At 65.3% G+C, this 12,649-nt stretch carries 23 protein-coding genes; all 23 read right to left on the bottom strand.

Annotation, left to right across the window (positions count from 1 at the left end):
• Nucleotides 1-15: 15 nt before the first annotated feature.
• The 23 genes from infA to rplD all read right to left on the bottom strand — a co-directional run bounded on the left by infA (nucleotide 16) and on the right by rplD (nucleotide 12,648).
• Nucleotides 16-237 carry a translation initiation factor IF-1 gene (gene infA / locus RN51_RS14080; protein ID WP_017201569.1) on the bottom strand — a complete coding sequence of 74 codons (222 nt, stop codon included), beginning with the start codon at nucleotides 235-237 and terminating at the stop codon, nucleotides 16-18.
• A 165-nt stretch (nucleotides 238-402) separates the two neighbouring features.
• The gene (locus RN51_RS14075; protein WP_045264651.1) at nucleotides 403-1,071 is read right to left on the bottom strand and encodes a DsbA family protein; all 669 of its coding nucleotides are present in this window, start codon (nucleotides 1,069-1,071) and stop codon (nucleotides 403-405) included.
• The gene (gene map / locus RN51_RS14070; protein WP_045264650.1) at nucleotides 1,071-1,922 is read right to left on the bottom strand and encodes a type I methionyl aminopeptidase; all 852 of its coding nucleotides are present in this window, start codon (nucleotides 1,920-1,922) and stop codon (nucleotides 1,071-1,073) included. Before map ends, RN51_RS14075 begins: the two co-directional genes overlap by 1 nt.
• 1 nt (nucleotide 1,923) lies before the next feature.
• Nucleotides 1,924-2,529 carry an adenylate kinase gene (locus tag RN51_RS14065; RefSeq protein WP_045264649.1) on the bottom strand — a complete coding sequence of 202 codons (606 nt, stop codon included), beginning with the start codon at nucleotides 2,527-2,529 and terminating at the stop codon, nucleotides 1,924-1,926.
• The gene (secY, locus tag RN51_RS14060) at nucleotides 2,526-3,848 is read right to left on the bottom strand and encodes a preprotein translocase subunit SecY (protein ID WP_045264648.1); all 1,323 of its coding nucleotides are present in this window, start codon (nucleotides 3,846-3,848) and stop codon (nucleotides 2,526-2,528) included. The genes RN51_RS14065 and secY overlap by 4 nt, the downstream gene beginning before the upstream one ends.
• A gap of 183 nt (nucleotides 3,849-4,031) precedes the next feature.
• Complete coding sequence (gene rplO, locus RN51_RS14055; RefSeq protein ID WP_052674730.1) at nucleotides 4,032-4,667, bottom strand: 50S ribosomal protein L15; 636 nt, start codon at nucleotides 4,665-4,667, stop codon at nucleotides 4,032-4,034.
• Complete coding sequence (gene rpmD, locus RN51_RS14050; protein ID WP_017201575.1) at nucleotides 4,667-4,852, bottom strand: 50S ribosomal protein L30; 186 nt, start codon at nucleotides 4,850-4,852, stop codon at nucleotides 4,667-4,669. Before rpmD ends, rplO begins: the two co-directional genes overlap by 1 nt.
• On the bottom strand, nucleotides 4,852-5,532 hold the full coding sequence (gene rpsE / locus RN51_RS14045; protein WP_269430495.1) for a 30S ribosomal protein S5: 681 nt from the start codon (nucleotides 5,530-5,532) through the stop codon (nucleotides 4,852-4,854). The genes rpmD and rpsE overlap by 1 nt, the downstream gene beginning before the upstream one ends.
• A 20-nt stretch (nucleotides 5,533-5,552) precedes the next feature.
• Nucleotides 5,553-5,912 carry a 50S ribosomal protein L18 gene (gene rplR, locus RN51_RS14040; protein WP_017201578.1) on the bottom strand — a complete coding sequence of 120 codons (360 nt, stop codon included), beginning with the start codon at nucleotides 5,910-5,912 and terminating at the stop codon, nucleotides 5,553-5,555.
• 2 nt (nucleotides 5,913-5,914) lie between these two features.
• Complete coding sequence (rplF, locus tag RN51_RS14035) at nucleotides 5,915-6,451, bottom strand: 50S ribosomal protein L6 (protein ID WP_045264646.1); 537 nt, start codon at nucleotides 6,449-6,451, stop codon at nucleotides 5,915-5,917.
• A gap of 6 nt (nucleotides 6,452-6,457) precedes the next feature.
• Nucleotides 6,458-6,856 (bottom strand): 30S ribosomal protein S8, encoded by a 399-nt coding sequence (rpsH, locus tag RN51_RS14030; RefSeq protein WP_021201117.1) that lies wholly within the window; start codon nucleotides 6,854-6,856, stop codon nucleotides 6,458-6,460.
• Nucleotides 6,857-6,988: 132 nt separating this feature from the next.
• Entirely contained in the window at nucleotides 6,989-7,579 is a 591-nt protein-coding gene (gene rplE, locus RN51_RS14025; RefSeq protein WP_045264645.1) for a 50S ribosomal protein L5, read from the bottom strand.
• On the bottom strand, nucleotides 7,579-7,938 hold the full coding sequence (gene rplX / locus RN51_RS14020; protein WP_045264644.1) for a 50S ribosomal protein L24: 360 nt from the start codon (nucleotides 7,936-7,938) through the stop codon (nucleotides 7,579-7,581). The genes rplE and rplX overlap by 1 nt, the downstream gene beginning before the upstream one ends.
• Nucleotides 7,939-7,940: 2 nt before the next feature.
• Nucleotides 7,941-8,309, bottom strand: a complete 369-nt coding sequence (rplN, locus tag RN51_RS14015; RefSeq protein ID WP_017201583.1) for a 50S ribosomal protein L14 — start codon at nucleotides 8,307-8,309, stop codon at nucleotides 7,941-7,943.
• Complete coding sequence (rpsQ, locus tag RN51_RS14010) at nucleotides 8,306-8,623, bottom strand: 30S ribosomal protein S17 (RefSeq protein ID WP_045264643.1); 318 nt, start codon at nucleotides 8,621-8,623, stop codon at nucleotides 8,306-8,308. Before rpsQ ends, rplN begins: the two co-directional genes overlap by 4 nt.
• A complete protein-coding gene (gene rpmC / locus RN51_RS18815) occupies nucleotides 8,623-8,940 on the bottom strand; it encodes a 50S ribosomal protein L29 (RefSeq protein ID WP_017829202.1) in 318 nt (105 codons plus the stop codon). The genes rpsQ and rpmC overlap by 1 nt, the downstream gene beginning before the upstream one ends.
• Entirely contained in the window at nucleotides 8,940-9,359 is a 420-nt protein-coding gene (gene rplP / locus RN51_RS14000) for a 50S ribosomal protein L16 (protein ID WP_045264642.1), read from the bottom strand. Before rplP ends, rpmC begins: the two co-directional genes overlap by 1 nt.
• Complete coding sequence (rpsC, locus tag RN51_RS13995) at nucleotides 9,359-10,114, bottom strand: 30S ribosomal protein S3 (RefSeq protein WP_017201587.1); 756 nt, start codon at nucleotides 10,112-10,114, stop codon at nucleotides 9,359-9,361. The genes rplP and rpsC overlap by 1 nt, the downstream gene beginning before the upstream one ends.
• Nucleotides 10,114-10,512: a 50S ribosomal protein L22 gene (rplV, locus tag RN51_RS13990; protein WP_045264641.1), complete on the bottom strand. Its 399-nt coding sequence runs from the start codon at nucleotides 10,510-10,512 to the stop codon at nucleotides 10,114-10,116. Before rplV ends, rpsC begins: the two co-directional genes overlap by 1 nt.
• A complete protein-coding gene (gene rpsS, locus RN51_RS13985) occupies nucleotides 10,512-10,793 on the bottom strand; it encodes a 30S ribosomal protein S19 (RefSeq protein ID WP_017829205.1) in 282 nt (93 codons plus the stop codon). The genes rplV and rpsS overlap by 1 nt, the downstream gene beginning before the upstream one ends.
• A gap of 12 nt (nucleotides 10,794-10,805) precedes the next feature.
• Nucleotides 10,806-11,645: a 50S ribosomal protein L2 gene (gene rplB / locus RN51_RS13980; protein ID WP_017201590.1), complete on the bottom strand. Its 840-nt coding sequence runs from the start codon at nucleotides 11,643-11,645 to the stop codon at nucleotides 10,806-10,808.
• A gap of 20 nt (nucleotides 11,646-11,665) precedes the next feature.
• Nucleotides 11,666-11,989 (bottom strand): 50S ribosomal protein L23, encoded by a 324-nt coding sequence (gene rplW, locus RN51_RS13975; protein ID WP_017829206.1) that lies wholly within the window; start codon nucleotides 11,987-11,989, stop codon nucleotides 11,666-11,668.
• Nucleotides 11,986-12,648, bottom strand: coding sequence for a 50S ribosomal protein L4 (gene rplD, locus RN51_RS13970; RefSeq protein ID WP_045264640.1), 663 nt, complete (start codon nucleotides 12,646-12,648; stop codon nucleotides 11,986-11,988). The genes rplW and rplD overlap by 4 nt, the downstream gene beginning before the upstream one ends.
• Nucleotide 12,649: the final 1 nt, after the last annotated feature.

Raw genomic sequence — 12,649 nt, 5'->3', positions numbered from 1 at the left:
TTACTTCTCGACCGATCAGCGGTAGCGGTAGACGATACGGCCGCGGGTCAGGTCGTAGGGGCTGAGCTCCACGACCACACGGTCCTCGGGGATGATGCGGATGTAGTTCTGCCGCATCTTGCCGGAGATCGTTGCAAGGACCTTGTGTCCGTTGCTGAGCTCAACGCGGAACATCGCGTTGGGCAGAGCCTCGGAGATCACGCCCTCGATCTCGATGACACCGTCTTTCTTAGCCATAGCCTCGCTGACGCTTCTGCAGATCGGTCGATCTGCGGTGGGTGATGGGATTGCGGTGCTGCACCGACGGACACGCCGAATCAAGGCACAAAGCACCAAAGATCTATGTTAGACGCTCCGGAGCCATCCGGCAACTTGGCCGCTTGCGGCGGACGCGCAGCCGGTTCAGCTGATCAGGTCGGTGAACTTCTTCAGGTCGGCCTGGTCCTGCAGGTTGAGGCGCGTTCCGTTGATCTCGACCGTCGGCGTCCCACCGATCTCGTGCGACTTGGCCTGAGCGGCACCGAACTTGCGGTACGTCTCATCGGTGATGCACGACACCGCGTCGTTCGCGCCGACCTGCGTCGCGAAGCCTGCGAGCTGGTCGTTGGTCAGACCCGAGGTGTTCTCCGCCGGCTGGTTCTCGAACAGCGTCTTGGCGAAGTCGAGGTAGAGCTCAGGGTTCGACTCCGCGACGCACACCGCGGCGCCGGCCGAACGCGACGAGTACTCGGTTCCCTGCGAGAAGCGGTCGAGGATCGCGATGGGGTGGTACTCGAGGGTGATACGACCGTCCGCGGCCGCCGTCTCCAGCTGCGTGCCGAACTGGTCCTCGAAGGTCTTGCAGACCGGGCACTGGAAGTCGACGAACACCGCGATCGTGTCTTCGCCGTCGCCGAACGAGATCGCTCCGGTCTCGGAGTTGAACGTGTCGTTGGCCTTGGGCGTCGCACCGGGCGAGGTGGCCTGGTTGTTGAGGAACACCACGAGACCGCCGATCGCCACCAGCACCACGACGACGGCGATCGAGACGCCGATCGCGAACCAGTTGGTGTTGCTCTTCGCCGCTGCCATTACTTTCCGATCTCTCGAGGCTCTACCCCGAACGGGGCGAGTCCGGCTCTTCCACCATCGGGCGCGGTGAGCACCCAGATACCCCCATCATGCAGGGCGACGCTATGTTCCCAATGGGAGCCGTCCGTGCCGTCCACCGTCGTGACGGTCCAGTCGTCCTCCTCGATGAAGGTCGCATCCCCACCGGCGGTGACCATCGGCTCGACCGCGAGCACCAGGCCGGGCTTCACGTCTTCGCCGCGGTCCGGCGTGCGGTAGTTGAAGACACTGGGGGCCTCGTGCATCTTGCGTCCGATGCCGTGACCGACGTACTCGCGCAGGATTCCGTAGGGCTCGCCGGAGACCGCTGACGGCCCCTGAGCCTCGATGTAGTCCTGGATGGCCGCACCGATCTCGTCGATGGACGACACGGACGCCATGGCGGCGATCCCGGCCCACATGGACCCCTCGGTGACGCGGGAGAGCTCCTCGCGGCGGGCGACGAGCTCCGGCCTCTCCGGGTCGGGCACCACGACCGTGATCGCGCTGTCGCCGTTCCACCCGCGGAACTGCGCGCCGCAGTCGACCGACACGATGTCACCCGGCTGGAGCACCCGCTCCCCCGGGATCCCGTGCACGACCTGCTCGTTCACCGAGATGCAGGTCGTGTGGTGGTACCCGCGCACCAGCTGGAAGTTCGACTCCGCGCCACGGGCGAGGATCGTGCGGTTCGCCACCGTGTCGAGTTCGAGGGTGGTGACTCCGGCCTTGATCAGCGGACGGACGGCATCCAGTGCCGCGGCCGTGATCAGCCCGGGCTCCACCATGGCCCGCAGCTGAGCCGGAGTCTTGTAGATCGACCGGCGGAACATCTCAGGAAGCGGAGACCGCGGGGCGCAGACCGCGCGCGGCCAGAGCCTCGGCGATGCGCTCGGTGATCTCGTCGAGCGAGCCGACACCGTCGATGCGGTCGACGATTCCCTTGGCGCCGTATACCTCGAGGATCGGGGCGGTCTCGTTCTCGTAGATGTCCAGGCGATGGCCGATGGCCTCAGGGGTGTCGTCGGAACGTCCCTGCTGGGTCGCACGGAGCGTCAGACGCTCCAGGCTCTCCTCGCGCGGCACGTCGAGGAGGATGACGGCGTCGAGCGCCTCGCCCCGCTCGGAGAGGAACGACTCGAGGTGGGCGACCTGCGCGGTGTTGCGCGGGTATCCGTCGAGCAGGAAGCCGTCAGCGGCATCGTCCTGCGACAGGCGGTCGCGCACGATCTCGCTGGTCAGCTCATCCGGGACGAGGTCGCCCTTGTCGAGGATCGCCGTGACCTGCTGGCCGAGAGGCGTACCTTCCTTGATGTTCGCGCGGAAGATGTCGCCGGTCGAGACCACCGGGATGCCGTAGGACTCGGCGATGCGCACGCCCTGCGTGCCCTTTCCGGAGCCCTGCGGGCCGACGATGAGAAGACGTGCGGAAGCTGTCATCGGAGGAGCCCTTCGTAGTGTCGCTGCTGCAGCTGCGCATCGATCTGCTTGACCGTCTCGAGACCCACACCGACGATGATGAGGATCGAGGCGCCGCCGAACGGGAAGTTCTGGTTGGCGCCGACGGTGGCCAGGGCGATGAGCGGGATGAGCGCGATCAGACCGAGGTAGAGGGAGCCGGGAAGCGTGATGCGGGTGAGCACGTAGTCGAGGTACTCGGCGGTCGGACGGCCCGCACGGATGCCCGGGATGAACCCGCCGTACTTCTTCATGTTGTCCGCGACCTCGACCGGGTTGAAGGTGATCGCCACGTAGAAGTACGTGAACCCGATGATCAGCAGGAAGTAGGCCGCCATGTACACGGGGCTGTTGCCCGTCGTGAAGTTCGTGGTGATCCAGGTCACCCAGGCGGGCGGAGTCGATCCGTCCTGCGGGGTGTTGAACTGCGCGATGAGCGCCGGGATGTACAGCAGCGACGAGGCGAAGATCACGGGGATCACACCCGCCATGTTTACCTTGATCGGGATGTAGGTGTTCGTGCCGCCATAGGTGCGTCGACCGACCATGCGCTTGGCGTACTGCACCGGGATGCGTCGCTGGGACTGCTCGACGAAGACGACGAGCCCCATCACGATGATCCCGACCAGGAGTACGAGCAGGAAGACCTCGAAGCCCTTGGTCTGCCAGATGAGAGCCATGGCACCGGGGAACGTCGCGGCGATCGAGGTGAAGATGAGCAGCGACATGCCGTTGCCGATACCGCGCTCGGTGACGAGCTCGGCGAACCACATGATCAGACCGGTACCGGCCGTCATCGCCATGATGATGAGCAGCTGCGCCCACCACACGTCATTGGTCAGAAGCTGCTGGCACGCAGCGAGATCGGTGGTGCCGAAGAGCTGGCCGCTGCGCGCCACCGTGACGAGAGTCGTCGACTGCAGCAGGGCGAGAGCGATCGTGAGGTAACGCGTGTACTGCGTCAGACGAGCCTGGCCGGCCTGACCTTCCTTGTGCAGCGCCTCGAAGTGCGGGATGACCACGCGCAGGAGCTGAGTGATGATCGTCGCGGTGATGTACGGCATGACACCGAGCGCGAAGATCGACAGCTGCAGCAGCGCACCGCCGGAGAAGAGGTTGACCAGCCCGAGCAGCCCATCGGTGCCGGCGTTCTCAGCGAGACACGCCTCGACGTTCGGGAAGTCCACGAACGGAGCCGGGACGTTGGAGCCGAGTCGGTAGATCGCGACGATGGCGAGGGTGAAACCGATCTTCCGCCGCAGGTCTGGGGTGCGGAAGATCCGCGCGATGGCGCTAAACAAGGACGTTCCTCCTGAAAAGGTTGCCGATTCCCGAAGGACGGCTGAAAGACCAGGGTAACGCAAACCGGGCTTCCCGGAATTCGCCACCGATACCAGGCCCGCCGGATGCGGCCCCAGAGCAAGGTCTCGGAGTGTGAAACCACAAGAGGGGCCGGAGAATCTCCGGCCCCTCTTGCTGTGCGGTTACTTGACGGATCCGCCAGCCGCGACGATCTTCTGCTCGGCAGAACCCGAGACCTTGTCGACCGAAACGGTGAGCTTCACGGCGATATCGCCGTTTCCGAGAACCTTGACCTTCTCGTTCTTGCGAACGGCACCCTTGGCGACCAGGTCGCCGACGGTGACGTCGCCACCCTTCGGGTACAGCTCCGCGAGCTTCTCCAGGTTCACGACCTGGTACTCCACGCGGAACGGGTTCTTGAACCCGCGCAGCTTCGGGGTGCGCATGTGCAGCGGCATCTGCCCACCCTCGAAGCCGACGCGAACGGTGTTGCGCGCCTTGGTGCCCTTGGTTCCACGACCAGCGGTCTTACCCTTGGAGCCCTCACCGCGGCCGACGCGAGTCTTGGCGGTGTTGGATCCGGGGACGGGACGCAGGTGGTGCACCTTCAGAACGCCGGGACGGGAAGCCGGAGCATCCTTCGCCGGCGTCGCCTTCTTGGCGGCAGGCTTCTTGGCGGCACCCTCTGCCTTGGCGTCAGCGGCAGCGGTCTTGGCCGGAGCCTTCTTCGCAGCCGGCTTCTTGTCGGCGGCAGCCTTGGGGGCAGCAGCCTTCTTCGGGGCCTTCTCAGCCTCGACGGCCTCGTTCTTCTCGGCCATTAGTCGATCTCCTCAACCTTGACGAGGTGGGCGACGGTCTTGACGTAACCGCGCGTCTGCGCGTCGTCGGGGCGGACGGTGGTGTCACCGATCCGCTTCAGACCGAGGCTGCGCAGCGTGTCGCGCTGGTTCTGCTTCTCGCTCACCTTGGACTTGATCTGCGTGACCTTCAGTCGCGCGGCCATCAGGCACCTACCTTCTGTGCGGCGATGGCGTCGGCCTCGGCGCGCACGAGACGCGCAGGGGCAACCTGGTCGAACTCGAGGCCACGACGCGCGGCGACCGCACGAGGCTCCTCGAGCTGCTTCAGGGCGGTGACCGTCGCGTGCACGATGTTGATCGTGTTCGACGAGCCGAGCGACTTCGACAGCACGTCGTGGATTCCGGCGCACTCGAGCACGGCGCGGACCGGACCACCGGCGATAACACCGGTACCGGCAGCGGCCGGACGGAGCAGGACCACGCCAGCGGCGGCCTCACCCTGCACGGGGTGCGGGATGGTGCTGCCGACGCGCGGAACGCGGAAGAAGTTGCGCTTGGCCTCTTCGACACCCTTCGAGATCGCCAGGGGGACCTCGCGGGCCTTGCCGTAGCCGACGCCGACCAGACCGTTGCCGTCACCGACGACCACGAGGGCGGTGAAGCTGAAGCGACGACCACCCTTCACGACCTTCGAGACGCGGTTGATGGTGACGACGCGCTCCAGGAACTGGTTGTCGCCGCGGTCACGCGAGTTGCGGTCACGACCGCCACCCTGGTTGCGGTCGCCACGGCCGCCGCGGCGGCCGTCACGCGAGTCGCGAGCCGGCTCGGCCTGCGTGGTGCCGGCAGCCGTCTCGGAAGTGGCAGCAGCCGCTTCGGTCACTTCGTTCTCCTTGTTGTCACTCACAGTGCCAGACCCCCCTCGCGGGCGCCGTCGGCGATGGCGGCGACACGACCGGCGTAGCGGTTGCCGCCACGGTCGAACACTGCCTCGGAAACGCCGGCAGCCTTCGCACGCTCGGCGAGGAGCTCGCCGACCTTGCGGGCCTTGGCGGTCTTGTCACCCTCGAGCGAGCGCAGGTCGGTCTCGAGCGTCGAAGCCGACGCAACGGTGTGACCCTTGCTGTCGTCGACCAGCTGCACGAAGACGTGGCGGGCCGAGCGGTTGACGACGAGACGCGGACGCGCCTCGGTGCCGACGACCTTCTTGCGAAGGCGGGCGTGACGACGCGCGCGGGCGTCAGACTTTGACTTGAGAGCCATGGTTACTTACCACTCTTTCCGGCCTTGCGACGCACGTTCTCGCCGGCGTAGCGCACACCCTTGCCCTTGTACGGCTCGGGCTTGCGGATCTTGCGGATGTTGGCAGCTGCCTCGCCGACAGCCTGCTTGTCGATCCCGCTGACGGTGAGCTTCGTGGTGCCCTCGACCGTGAGCGTGATGCCGGCGGGCGGGTCGATCAGGACCGGGTGCGAGAAGCCGAGGGCGAACTCGACCGAGCTGCCCTTCTGCTGCACGCGGTAACCGGTACCGACGACCTCGAGACCCTTGGTGTAGCCCTGGGTCACGCCGATGATGTTGTTGTTGATGAGCGTGCGGGTCAGGCCGTGAAGCGACCGCGACTCGCGCTCGTCGTCGGGACGGGAGACCAGAACCTGGTTCTCCTCGACCGCGACCTCGATGGGGCTGGCCACCGTGAGGGTGAGCTCACCCTTGGGGCCCTTCACCGCGACCTCACGGCCGTTGACCGAAACGGTCACGCCCGCAGGAACGTCGATGGGAAGTCGTCCAATACGCGACATTTCGAATTACCACACGTAGGCGAGAACTTCTCCGCCCACGCCCTTCTGCTCAGCCTGACGGTCGGTGAGAAGACCGGAGGAGGTGGACAGGATCGCCACGCCAAGGCCGCCGAGGACCGTGGGGAGCTCGGTCGACTTCGCGTACACGCGGAGACCGGGCTTCGAGACGCGCTTGATGCCAGCGATGGAGCGCTCACGGTTGGGACCGTACTTCAGCGTCAGCGTGAGGTTCTGTCCGACGCGGGCGTCAGAGGTCTCCCAGCCGGCGATGTAGCCCTCCTGCTGGAGGATCTGAGCGATGTGCGTCTTGAGCTTGCTCGACGGCAGGGTCACGGAATCGTGGTGCGCCGAGTTCGCGTTGCGCAGACGGGTCAGCAGATCTGCGACCGGGTCTGTCATTGTCATTGTTGTTTTCCTTTGTTCATGAGGTTCCGGCTGCCGTTACACGACAGACGGCCTGCGATGACACGCAATTTTCAATTGTACGTGCACATCGACGGGCTCAGTGACACGAGACCACTGAGCCCGTCGAGGGTGTTACGCCTGTGCGTCTTCCGAGCGGAACGGGAAGCCGAGGTGGCGGAGCAGTGCCCGGCCCTCGTCATCCGTCTTCGCGGTGGTGACGACGGTGATGTCGAAACCGCGAACCCGGTCAATCTTGTCCTGATCGATCTCGTGGAACACGCTCTGCTCCTGGAGACCGAAGGTGTAGTTGCCGTTGCCGTCGAACTGCTTGCCCGAGAGACCGCGGAAGTCGCGGATACGGGGCAGTGCGAGCGAGACGAGGCGATCCACGAACTCCCACGCGCGGTCACCACGGAGGGTGACGTGCGCGCCGATGGCCTGTCCCTCGCGCAGCTTGAACTGCGCGATGGACTTGCGAGCCTTCGTGACGATCGGCTTCTGGCCGGTGATCTTGGTGAGATCGTCGACCGCGCCATCGATCACCTTGCTGTCGCGAGCTGCCTCGCCGACACCGGTGTTCACGACGACCTTGACCAGTCCGGGGATCTGCATGACGTTCGCGTAGCCGAACTCTTCCTGCAGAGCCTTCTTGATCTCGGTGTTGTACTTCTGCTTCAGGCGCGGCTGGATCTTGCCAGCCGGCGCGGCAGTGTCGGTGCTCATCAGAGGTCCTTACCGCTCTTCTTCGCGTAGCGCACACGGACGGTGCGCTTCACGCCGTCCTTCGTCTGCTCCTCGACCCGGTGGCCGACCTTGGTCGGCTTCTTGGTCGAGGGGTCGACGAGTGCGACGTTCGAGATGTGGATGGAGGCTTCGACGGTCTCGATGCCTCCGGTCTTGGTGCCACGCTGCGTCTGGCCGACGCGGGTGTGCTTGGTGACGTAGTTCACGCCTTCGACGATCACGCGGTTCTTGTCGGCGAGGACATCCAGGACCTTGCCCTGCTTGCCACGGTCGCCGCCACGCTCCTGCGTGGCACCGGTGATGACCTGAACCAGGTCACCCTTCTTGATCTTCGCCATGATTAGATGACCTCCGGCGCCAGCGAGACGATCTTCATGAACTTCTTGTCGCGAAGCTCACGACCGACCGGCCCGAAGATACGGGTGCCGCGGGGCTCCCCGTCGTTCTTCAGGATCACTGCGGCGTTCTCGTCGAACTTGATGTAGGAGCCGTCCGGACGACGGACCTCCTTCTTGGTGCGGACGATGACCGCCTTGACGACGTCGCCCTTCTTGACGTTGCCACCAGGGATCGCGTCCTTGACGGTCGCGACGATGGTGTCGCCGAGGCCGGCGTAACGACGCTTCGAGCCACCGAGGACACGGATGGTGAGCAGCTCCTTGGCGCCGGTGTTGTCGGCGACCTTGAGTCGGGATTCCTGCTGGATCACTTGGCCTTCTCCAGAATCTCCACCAGACGCCAGCGCTTCGTGGCGCTCAGCGGGCGGGTCTCGTTGATCAGGACCAGGTCGCCGATGCCGGCGGAGTTCGCCTCATCGTGCGCCTTGACCTTCGAGGTGCGGCGGATGACCTTGCCGTAAAGCGGGTGCTTCACGCGGTCCTCGACCTCGACCACGATGGTCTTGTCCATCTTGTCGCTGACGACGTAGCCACGACGCGACTTGCGGTACCCACGGGCATCCGCATCGCGCACATCGTGAGCAGCGTGCTCAGCCTCGACGGCGGCTTCCTTCTTGGTGGCCATCACTCAGCCTCTTCCTTCACGGCGTCGTCGGCGGAGTCCGCCTTCTTCGCCTTCGACTTGGTCGCCTTCTTCGCGGGAGCCTCGACCGGAGCGGGCGTCGCACGGATGCCCAGCTCGCGCTCGCGGATCACCGTGTAGAGGCGCGCGATGTCGCGCTTGACGGCGCGGATGCGGCCGTGGCTCTCCAGCTGGCCGGTGGCCGACTGGAAACGGAGGTTGAACAGCTCCTCCTTGGCCTTGCGCAGCTCCTCGACGAGGCGCTGGTCTTCGAATGTGTCGAGCTCTGCCGGAGCGAGCTCCTTGGTGCCGATCGCCATTACGCGTCGCCCTCCTCGCGCTTGATGATGCGTGCCTTGAGCGGCAGCTTGTGAATTGCACGGGTCAGAGCTTCGCGAGCGAGCTCCTCGTCGACACCCGCGACCTCGAAGAGGACACGGCCCGGCTTGACGTTGGCGACCCACCACTCGGGGGAACCCTTACCGGAACCCATGCGGGTCTCGGCAGGCTTCTTCGTGAGCGGACGGTCGGGGTAGATGTTGATCCACACCTTTCCACCACGCTTGATGTGACGGGTCATCGCGATACGAGCGGACTCGATCTGACGGTTCGTCACGTAAGCGGGCGTGAGGGCCTGGATGCCGAACTCGCCGAAGGAGACCTTCGTGCCGCCGGTGGCCTGACCCGAGCGACCCGGGTGGTGCTGCTTGCGGAACTTGACCTTACGGGGGATGAGCATTATGCCGACGCTCCTTCTGCGACAGGTGCCTCGTTGCGCGGGGCACGGCGGCGGTCGCCACCACGGTCGTCACGACGAGCCTTGGGTGCGTTGGCCTGCTCGCGAGCGAGCTCCTTCGCGGTCAGGTCGCCCTTGTAGATCCAGACCTTCACGCCGATGCGGCCGAAGGTGGTCTTCGCCTCGTAGAAGCCGTAGTCGATGTTCGCACGGAGCGTGTGCAGCGGCACACGACCCTCGCGGTAGAACTCCGAACGGCTCATCTCAGCACCGCCGAGACGGCCGGAGACCTGGATGCGGATGCCCTTGGCGCCGGCGCGCTGAGCGCCCTGCAGACCCTTGCGCATCGCGCGACGGAACGCCACACGAGCAGAGAGCTGCTCGGCGATGCCCTGTGCGACGAGCTGAGCGTCGGCCTCGGGGTTCTTGACCTCGAGGATGTTCAGCTGGATCTGCTTGCCCGAGAGCTTCTCGAGGTCGCCGCGGATGCGCTCGGCCTCGGCTCCACGACGACCGATCACGATGCCCGGACGGGCGGTGTGGATGTCGACGCGGACGCGGTCACGGGTGCGCTCGATCTCGATGTTCGAGACACCGGCGCGGTCGAGCTGCGTCTTGAGCAGGTTGCGGATCTTGATGTCCTCGGCCACGTAGTCGGCGTAGCGCTGACCCGGCTTCGTCGAGTCAGAGAACCAACGCGAGACGTGGTCCGTCGTGATGCCGAGACGGAAGCCGTACGGGTTTACCTTCTGTCCCATTACTTGCTCGCCTTCTTGTTGCTGTCGCCCGCGGCGGCCGGAGCCACCTCAGGCGTCGAGAGCACGACCGTGATGTGGCTCGTGCGCTTCTTGATCTGGAAAGCGCGACCCTGTGCACGGGGCTGGAAACGCTTGAGCGTGGTGCCCTCGTCGACGTACGCGTTGGCCACGTACAGGTCCTTCTCGTCGAGGAACTCGCCGTCGCGATCTGCCTTGACCTGCGCGTTGGCCATGGCCGACGCGACAAGCTTGTAGATCGGCTCACTGGCGGACTGCTGAGCGAACTTCAGGATCGCCAGAGCCTCCTGTGCCTGCTTGCCCTTGATGAGCGCGACGACACGACGAGCCTTCTGAGGGGTCACGCGAATGTGCTTCACGCGTGCGATCGATTCGACCATTAGCGGCGCCGCCCCTTCTTGTCGTCCTTCTCGTGGCCGCGGAAGGTGCGGGTGGGCGCGAACTCGCCCAGCTTGTGACCGACCATGGTCTCGGACACGAACACAGGGATGTGCTTGCGTCCGTCGTGGACCGCGATCGTGTGACCCAGCATGGCCGGGATGATCATGGACCGACGGGACCAGGTCTTGATGACGTTCTTGGTGCCGGCTTCGTTCTGCACGACCACCTTGCGAAGCAGGTGATCGTCGACGAAGGGGCCCTTCTTAAGACTGCGAGGCATCTTCTCTTACTCCTACTTACGCTTCTTGCCGGCGTTACGACGACGCACGATGTACTTGTCGCTTTCCTTGTTGGCGTGACGGGTACGACCCTCAGCCTGACCCCAAGGGGAGACGGGGTGACGACCACCAGAGGTCTTACCCTCACCACCACCGTGCGGGTGGTCGACCGGGTTCATCGCGACACCACGCACGGTCGGGCGGACGCCCTTCCAGCGCATGCGGCCGGCCTTACCCCAGTTGATGTTCGACTGCTCGGCGTTGCCCACCTCGCCGATGGTCGCGCGGCAGCGCGCATCGACGTTGCGGATCTCGCCCGAGGGCAGACGCAGCTGGGCGTAGGGGCCGTCCTTGGCGACGAGACGGACGGACGCGCCGGCCGAACGTGCCATCTTCGCGCCGCCGCCGGGGCGGAGCTCGATCGCGTGGATGACGGTACCGGTGGGGATGTTCTTCAGCGGGAGGTTGTTTCCCGGCTTGATGTCAGCCCCGGCACCCGACTCGACGATGTCGCCCTGCTTCAGCTTCGCCGGAGCGAGGATGTAGCGCTTCTCACCGTCGAAGTAGTGCAGCAGCGCGATACGCGCGGTGCGGTTGGGGTCGTACTCGATGTGAGCGACCTTGGCGTTGACGCCGTCCTTGTCGTTACGACGGAAGTCGATGACGCGGTACTGGCGCTTGTGGCCACCACCGATGTGACGGGTCGTGATGCGGCCCTGGTTGTTGCGACCACCGGTCTTCGAGAGCGGGCGCAGCAGCGACTTCTCCGGCGTCGATCGAGTGATCTCGGCGAAGTCAGCCACCGACGAGCCGCGACGGCCCGGGGTCGTGGGCTTGTACTTGCGAATAGCCATTATTGTCCTTATCCCCCGGATCAGCCGATTGCCGTGAAGATGTCGATGGTGCCCGACTTCAGGGTGACGATGGCGCGCTTGGTGTCCTTGCGCTTGCCGGTGCCGAAGCGGGTGCGGCGAGCCTTGCCGACGCGGTTGAGGGTGTTGACCCCTGCGACCTTGACGCCGAAGATCTTCTCGATGGCGAGCTTGATCTCGGTCTTCGAAGCGCGCGGGTCGACGAGGAAGGTGTACTTGCCTTCATCGATGAGCCCGTAGCTCTTCTCGGACACGACCGGCTTCAGGATGATGTCGCGCGGGTCCTTGTTCAGGGCCGTCTGGAGAACAGATGCCTGCTCGCTCATGCGGAGACCTCCTGGTTGGCGCCGGACTTGGAGGCGATGAAGCCCTCGAGCGCGGCCTGGGTGAAGACGATGTCGTCGGAGACGAGCACGTCGTAGGCGTTGAGCTGGTCGAACGACAGCAGGTGCACGTTGCCGAGGTTGCGCAGGCTCTTGAGCGCGAGCTCGTCGCCGCGCTCGATGACCACGAGCACGTTCTTCGACGTGGCGACCTGGGCGAGGAAGCCCGCAGCAGCCTTGGTCGACGGCGCGCCGTCGGTGCCGAAGGTGTCGATCGCGTGCAGACGGTCACCGCGGAAGCGGTCGCTGAGCGCGCCCAGCAGGGCGGCCGCGATCATCTTCTTGGGGGTGCGCTGCGAGTAGTCGCGCGGCTTGGGGCCGTGCACGATGCCACCACCGGTCATGTGCGGCGCGCGGATGGAACCCTGACGGGCGTTACCCGTGCCCTTCTGCTTGAAGGGCTTGCGGCCGGCACCGGAGACCTCGCCACGACGCTTGGTCGAGTGCGTGCCCTGGCGAGCCGCCGCGAGCTGCGCGACGACGACCTGGTGGATGAGCGGGATGTTCGTCTTGGCGTCGAACAGCGCGGCGGGAAGCTCGATCGAGCCTGCCTTCTTGCCGTCTGCCTTGAGGACGTCGAGCGCGAGAGTGGAGTCAGCCATG

This window comes from Microbacterium oxydans (assembly GCF_000956405.1).
GTDB classification, from domain to species: domain Bacteria; phylum Actinomycetota; class Actinomycetes; order Actinomycetales; family Microbacteriaceae; genus Microbacterium; species Microbacterium oxydans_C.
Note: the sequence above shows the minus strand (reverse complement) of the source record. Positions and strands in the feature narration are given on the sequence as shown.

Excerpts from the sequence above, each read along its gene's own strand:
- rpsC (WP_017201587.1), bottom strand. The coding sequence starts at position 10,114 with ATGGGACAGAAGGTAAACCCGTACGGCTTCCGTCTCGGCATCACGACG.
- rplD (WP_045264640.1), bottom strand. The coding sequence starts at position 12,648 with ATGGCTGACTCCACTCTCGCGCTCGACGTCCTCAAGGCAGACGGCAAG.
- rpsQ (WP_045264643.1), bottom strand. The coding sequence starts at position 8,623 with ATGGCCACCAAGAAGGAAGCCGCCGTCGAGGCTGAGCACGCTGCTCAC.
- rpmD (WP_017201575.1), bottom strand. The coding sequence starts at position 4,852 with ATGGCCGCGCGACTGAAGGTCACGCAGATCAAGTCCAAGGTGAGCGAG.
- RN51_RS14065 (WP_045264649.1), bottom strand. The coding sequence starts at position 2,529 with ATGACAGCTTCCGCACGTCTTCTCATCGTCGGCCCGCAGGGCTCCGGA.
- rplF (WP_045264646.1), bottom strand. The coding sequence starts at position 6,451 with ATGTCGCGTATTGGACGACTTCCCATCGACGTTCCTGCGGGCGTGACC.
- rplV (WP_045264641.1), bottom strand. The coding sequence starts at position 10,512 with ATGGTCGAATCGATCGCACGCGTGAAGCACATTCGCGTGACCCCTCAG.
- map (WP_045264650.1), bottom strand. The coding sequence starts at position 1,922 with ATGTTCCGCCGGTCGATCTACAAGACTCCGGCTCAGCTGCGGGCCATG.
- rplE (WP_045264645.1), bottom strand. The coding sequence starts at position 7,579 with ATGAGCACCGACACTGCCGCGCCGGCTGGCAAGATCCAGCCGCGCCTG.
- RN51_RS14075 (WP_045264651.1), bottom strand. The coding sequence starts at position 1,071 with ATGGCAGCGGCGAAGAGCAACACCAACTGGTTCGCGATCGGCGTCTCG.
- rplW (WP_017829206.1), bottom strand. The coding sequence starts at position 11,989 with ATGAGCGAGCAGGCATCTGTTCTCCAGACGGCCCTGAACAAGGACCCG.
- rplB (WP_017201590.1), bottom strand. The coding sequence starts at position 11,645 with ATGGCTATTCGCAAGTACAAGCCCACGACCCCGGGCCGTCGCGGCTCG.
- infA (WP_017201569.1), bottom strand. The coding sequence starts at position 237 with ATGGCTAAGAAAGACGGTGTCATCGAGATCGAGGGCGTGATCTCCGAG.
- rplR (WP_017201578.1), bottom strand. The coding sequence starts at position 5,912 with ATGGCTCTCAAGTCAAAGTCTGACGCCCGCGCGCGTCGTCACGCCCGC.
- rplP (WP_045264642.1), bottom strand. The coding sequence starts at position 9,359 with ATGCTCATCCCCCGTAAGGTCAAGTTCCGCAAGCAGCACCACCCGGGT.
- rpmC (WP_017829202.1), bottom strand. The coding sequence starts at position 8,940 with ATGGCGATCGGCACCAAGGAGCTCGCTCCGGCAGAGCTCGACACATTC.
- rpsH (WP_021201117.1), bottom strand. The coding sequence starts at position 6,856 with ATGACAATGACAGACCCGGTCGCAGATCTGCTGACCCGTCTGCGCAAC.
- rplO (WP_052674730.1), bottom strand. The coding sequence starts at position 4,667 with ATGGCCGAGAAGAACGAGGCCGTCGAGGCTGAGAAGGCCCCGAAGAAG.
- rpsS (WP_017829205.1), bottom strand. The coding sequence starts at position 10,793 with ATGCCTCGCAGTCTTAAGAAGGGCCCCTTCGTCGACGATCACCTGCTT.
- rplX (WP_045264644.1), bottom strand. The coding sequence starts at position 7,938 with ATGGCGAAGATCAAGAAGGGTGACCTGGTTCAGGTCATCACCGGTGCC.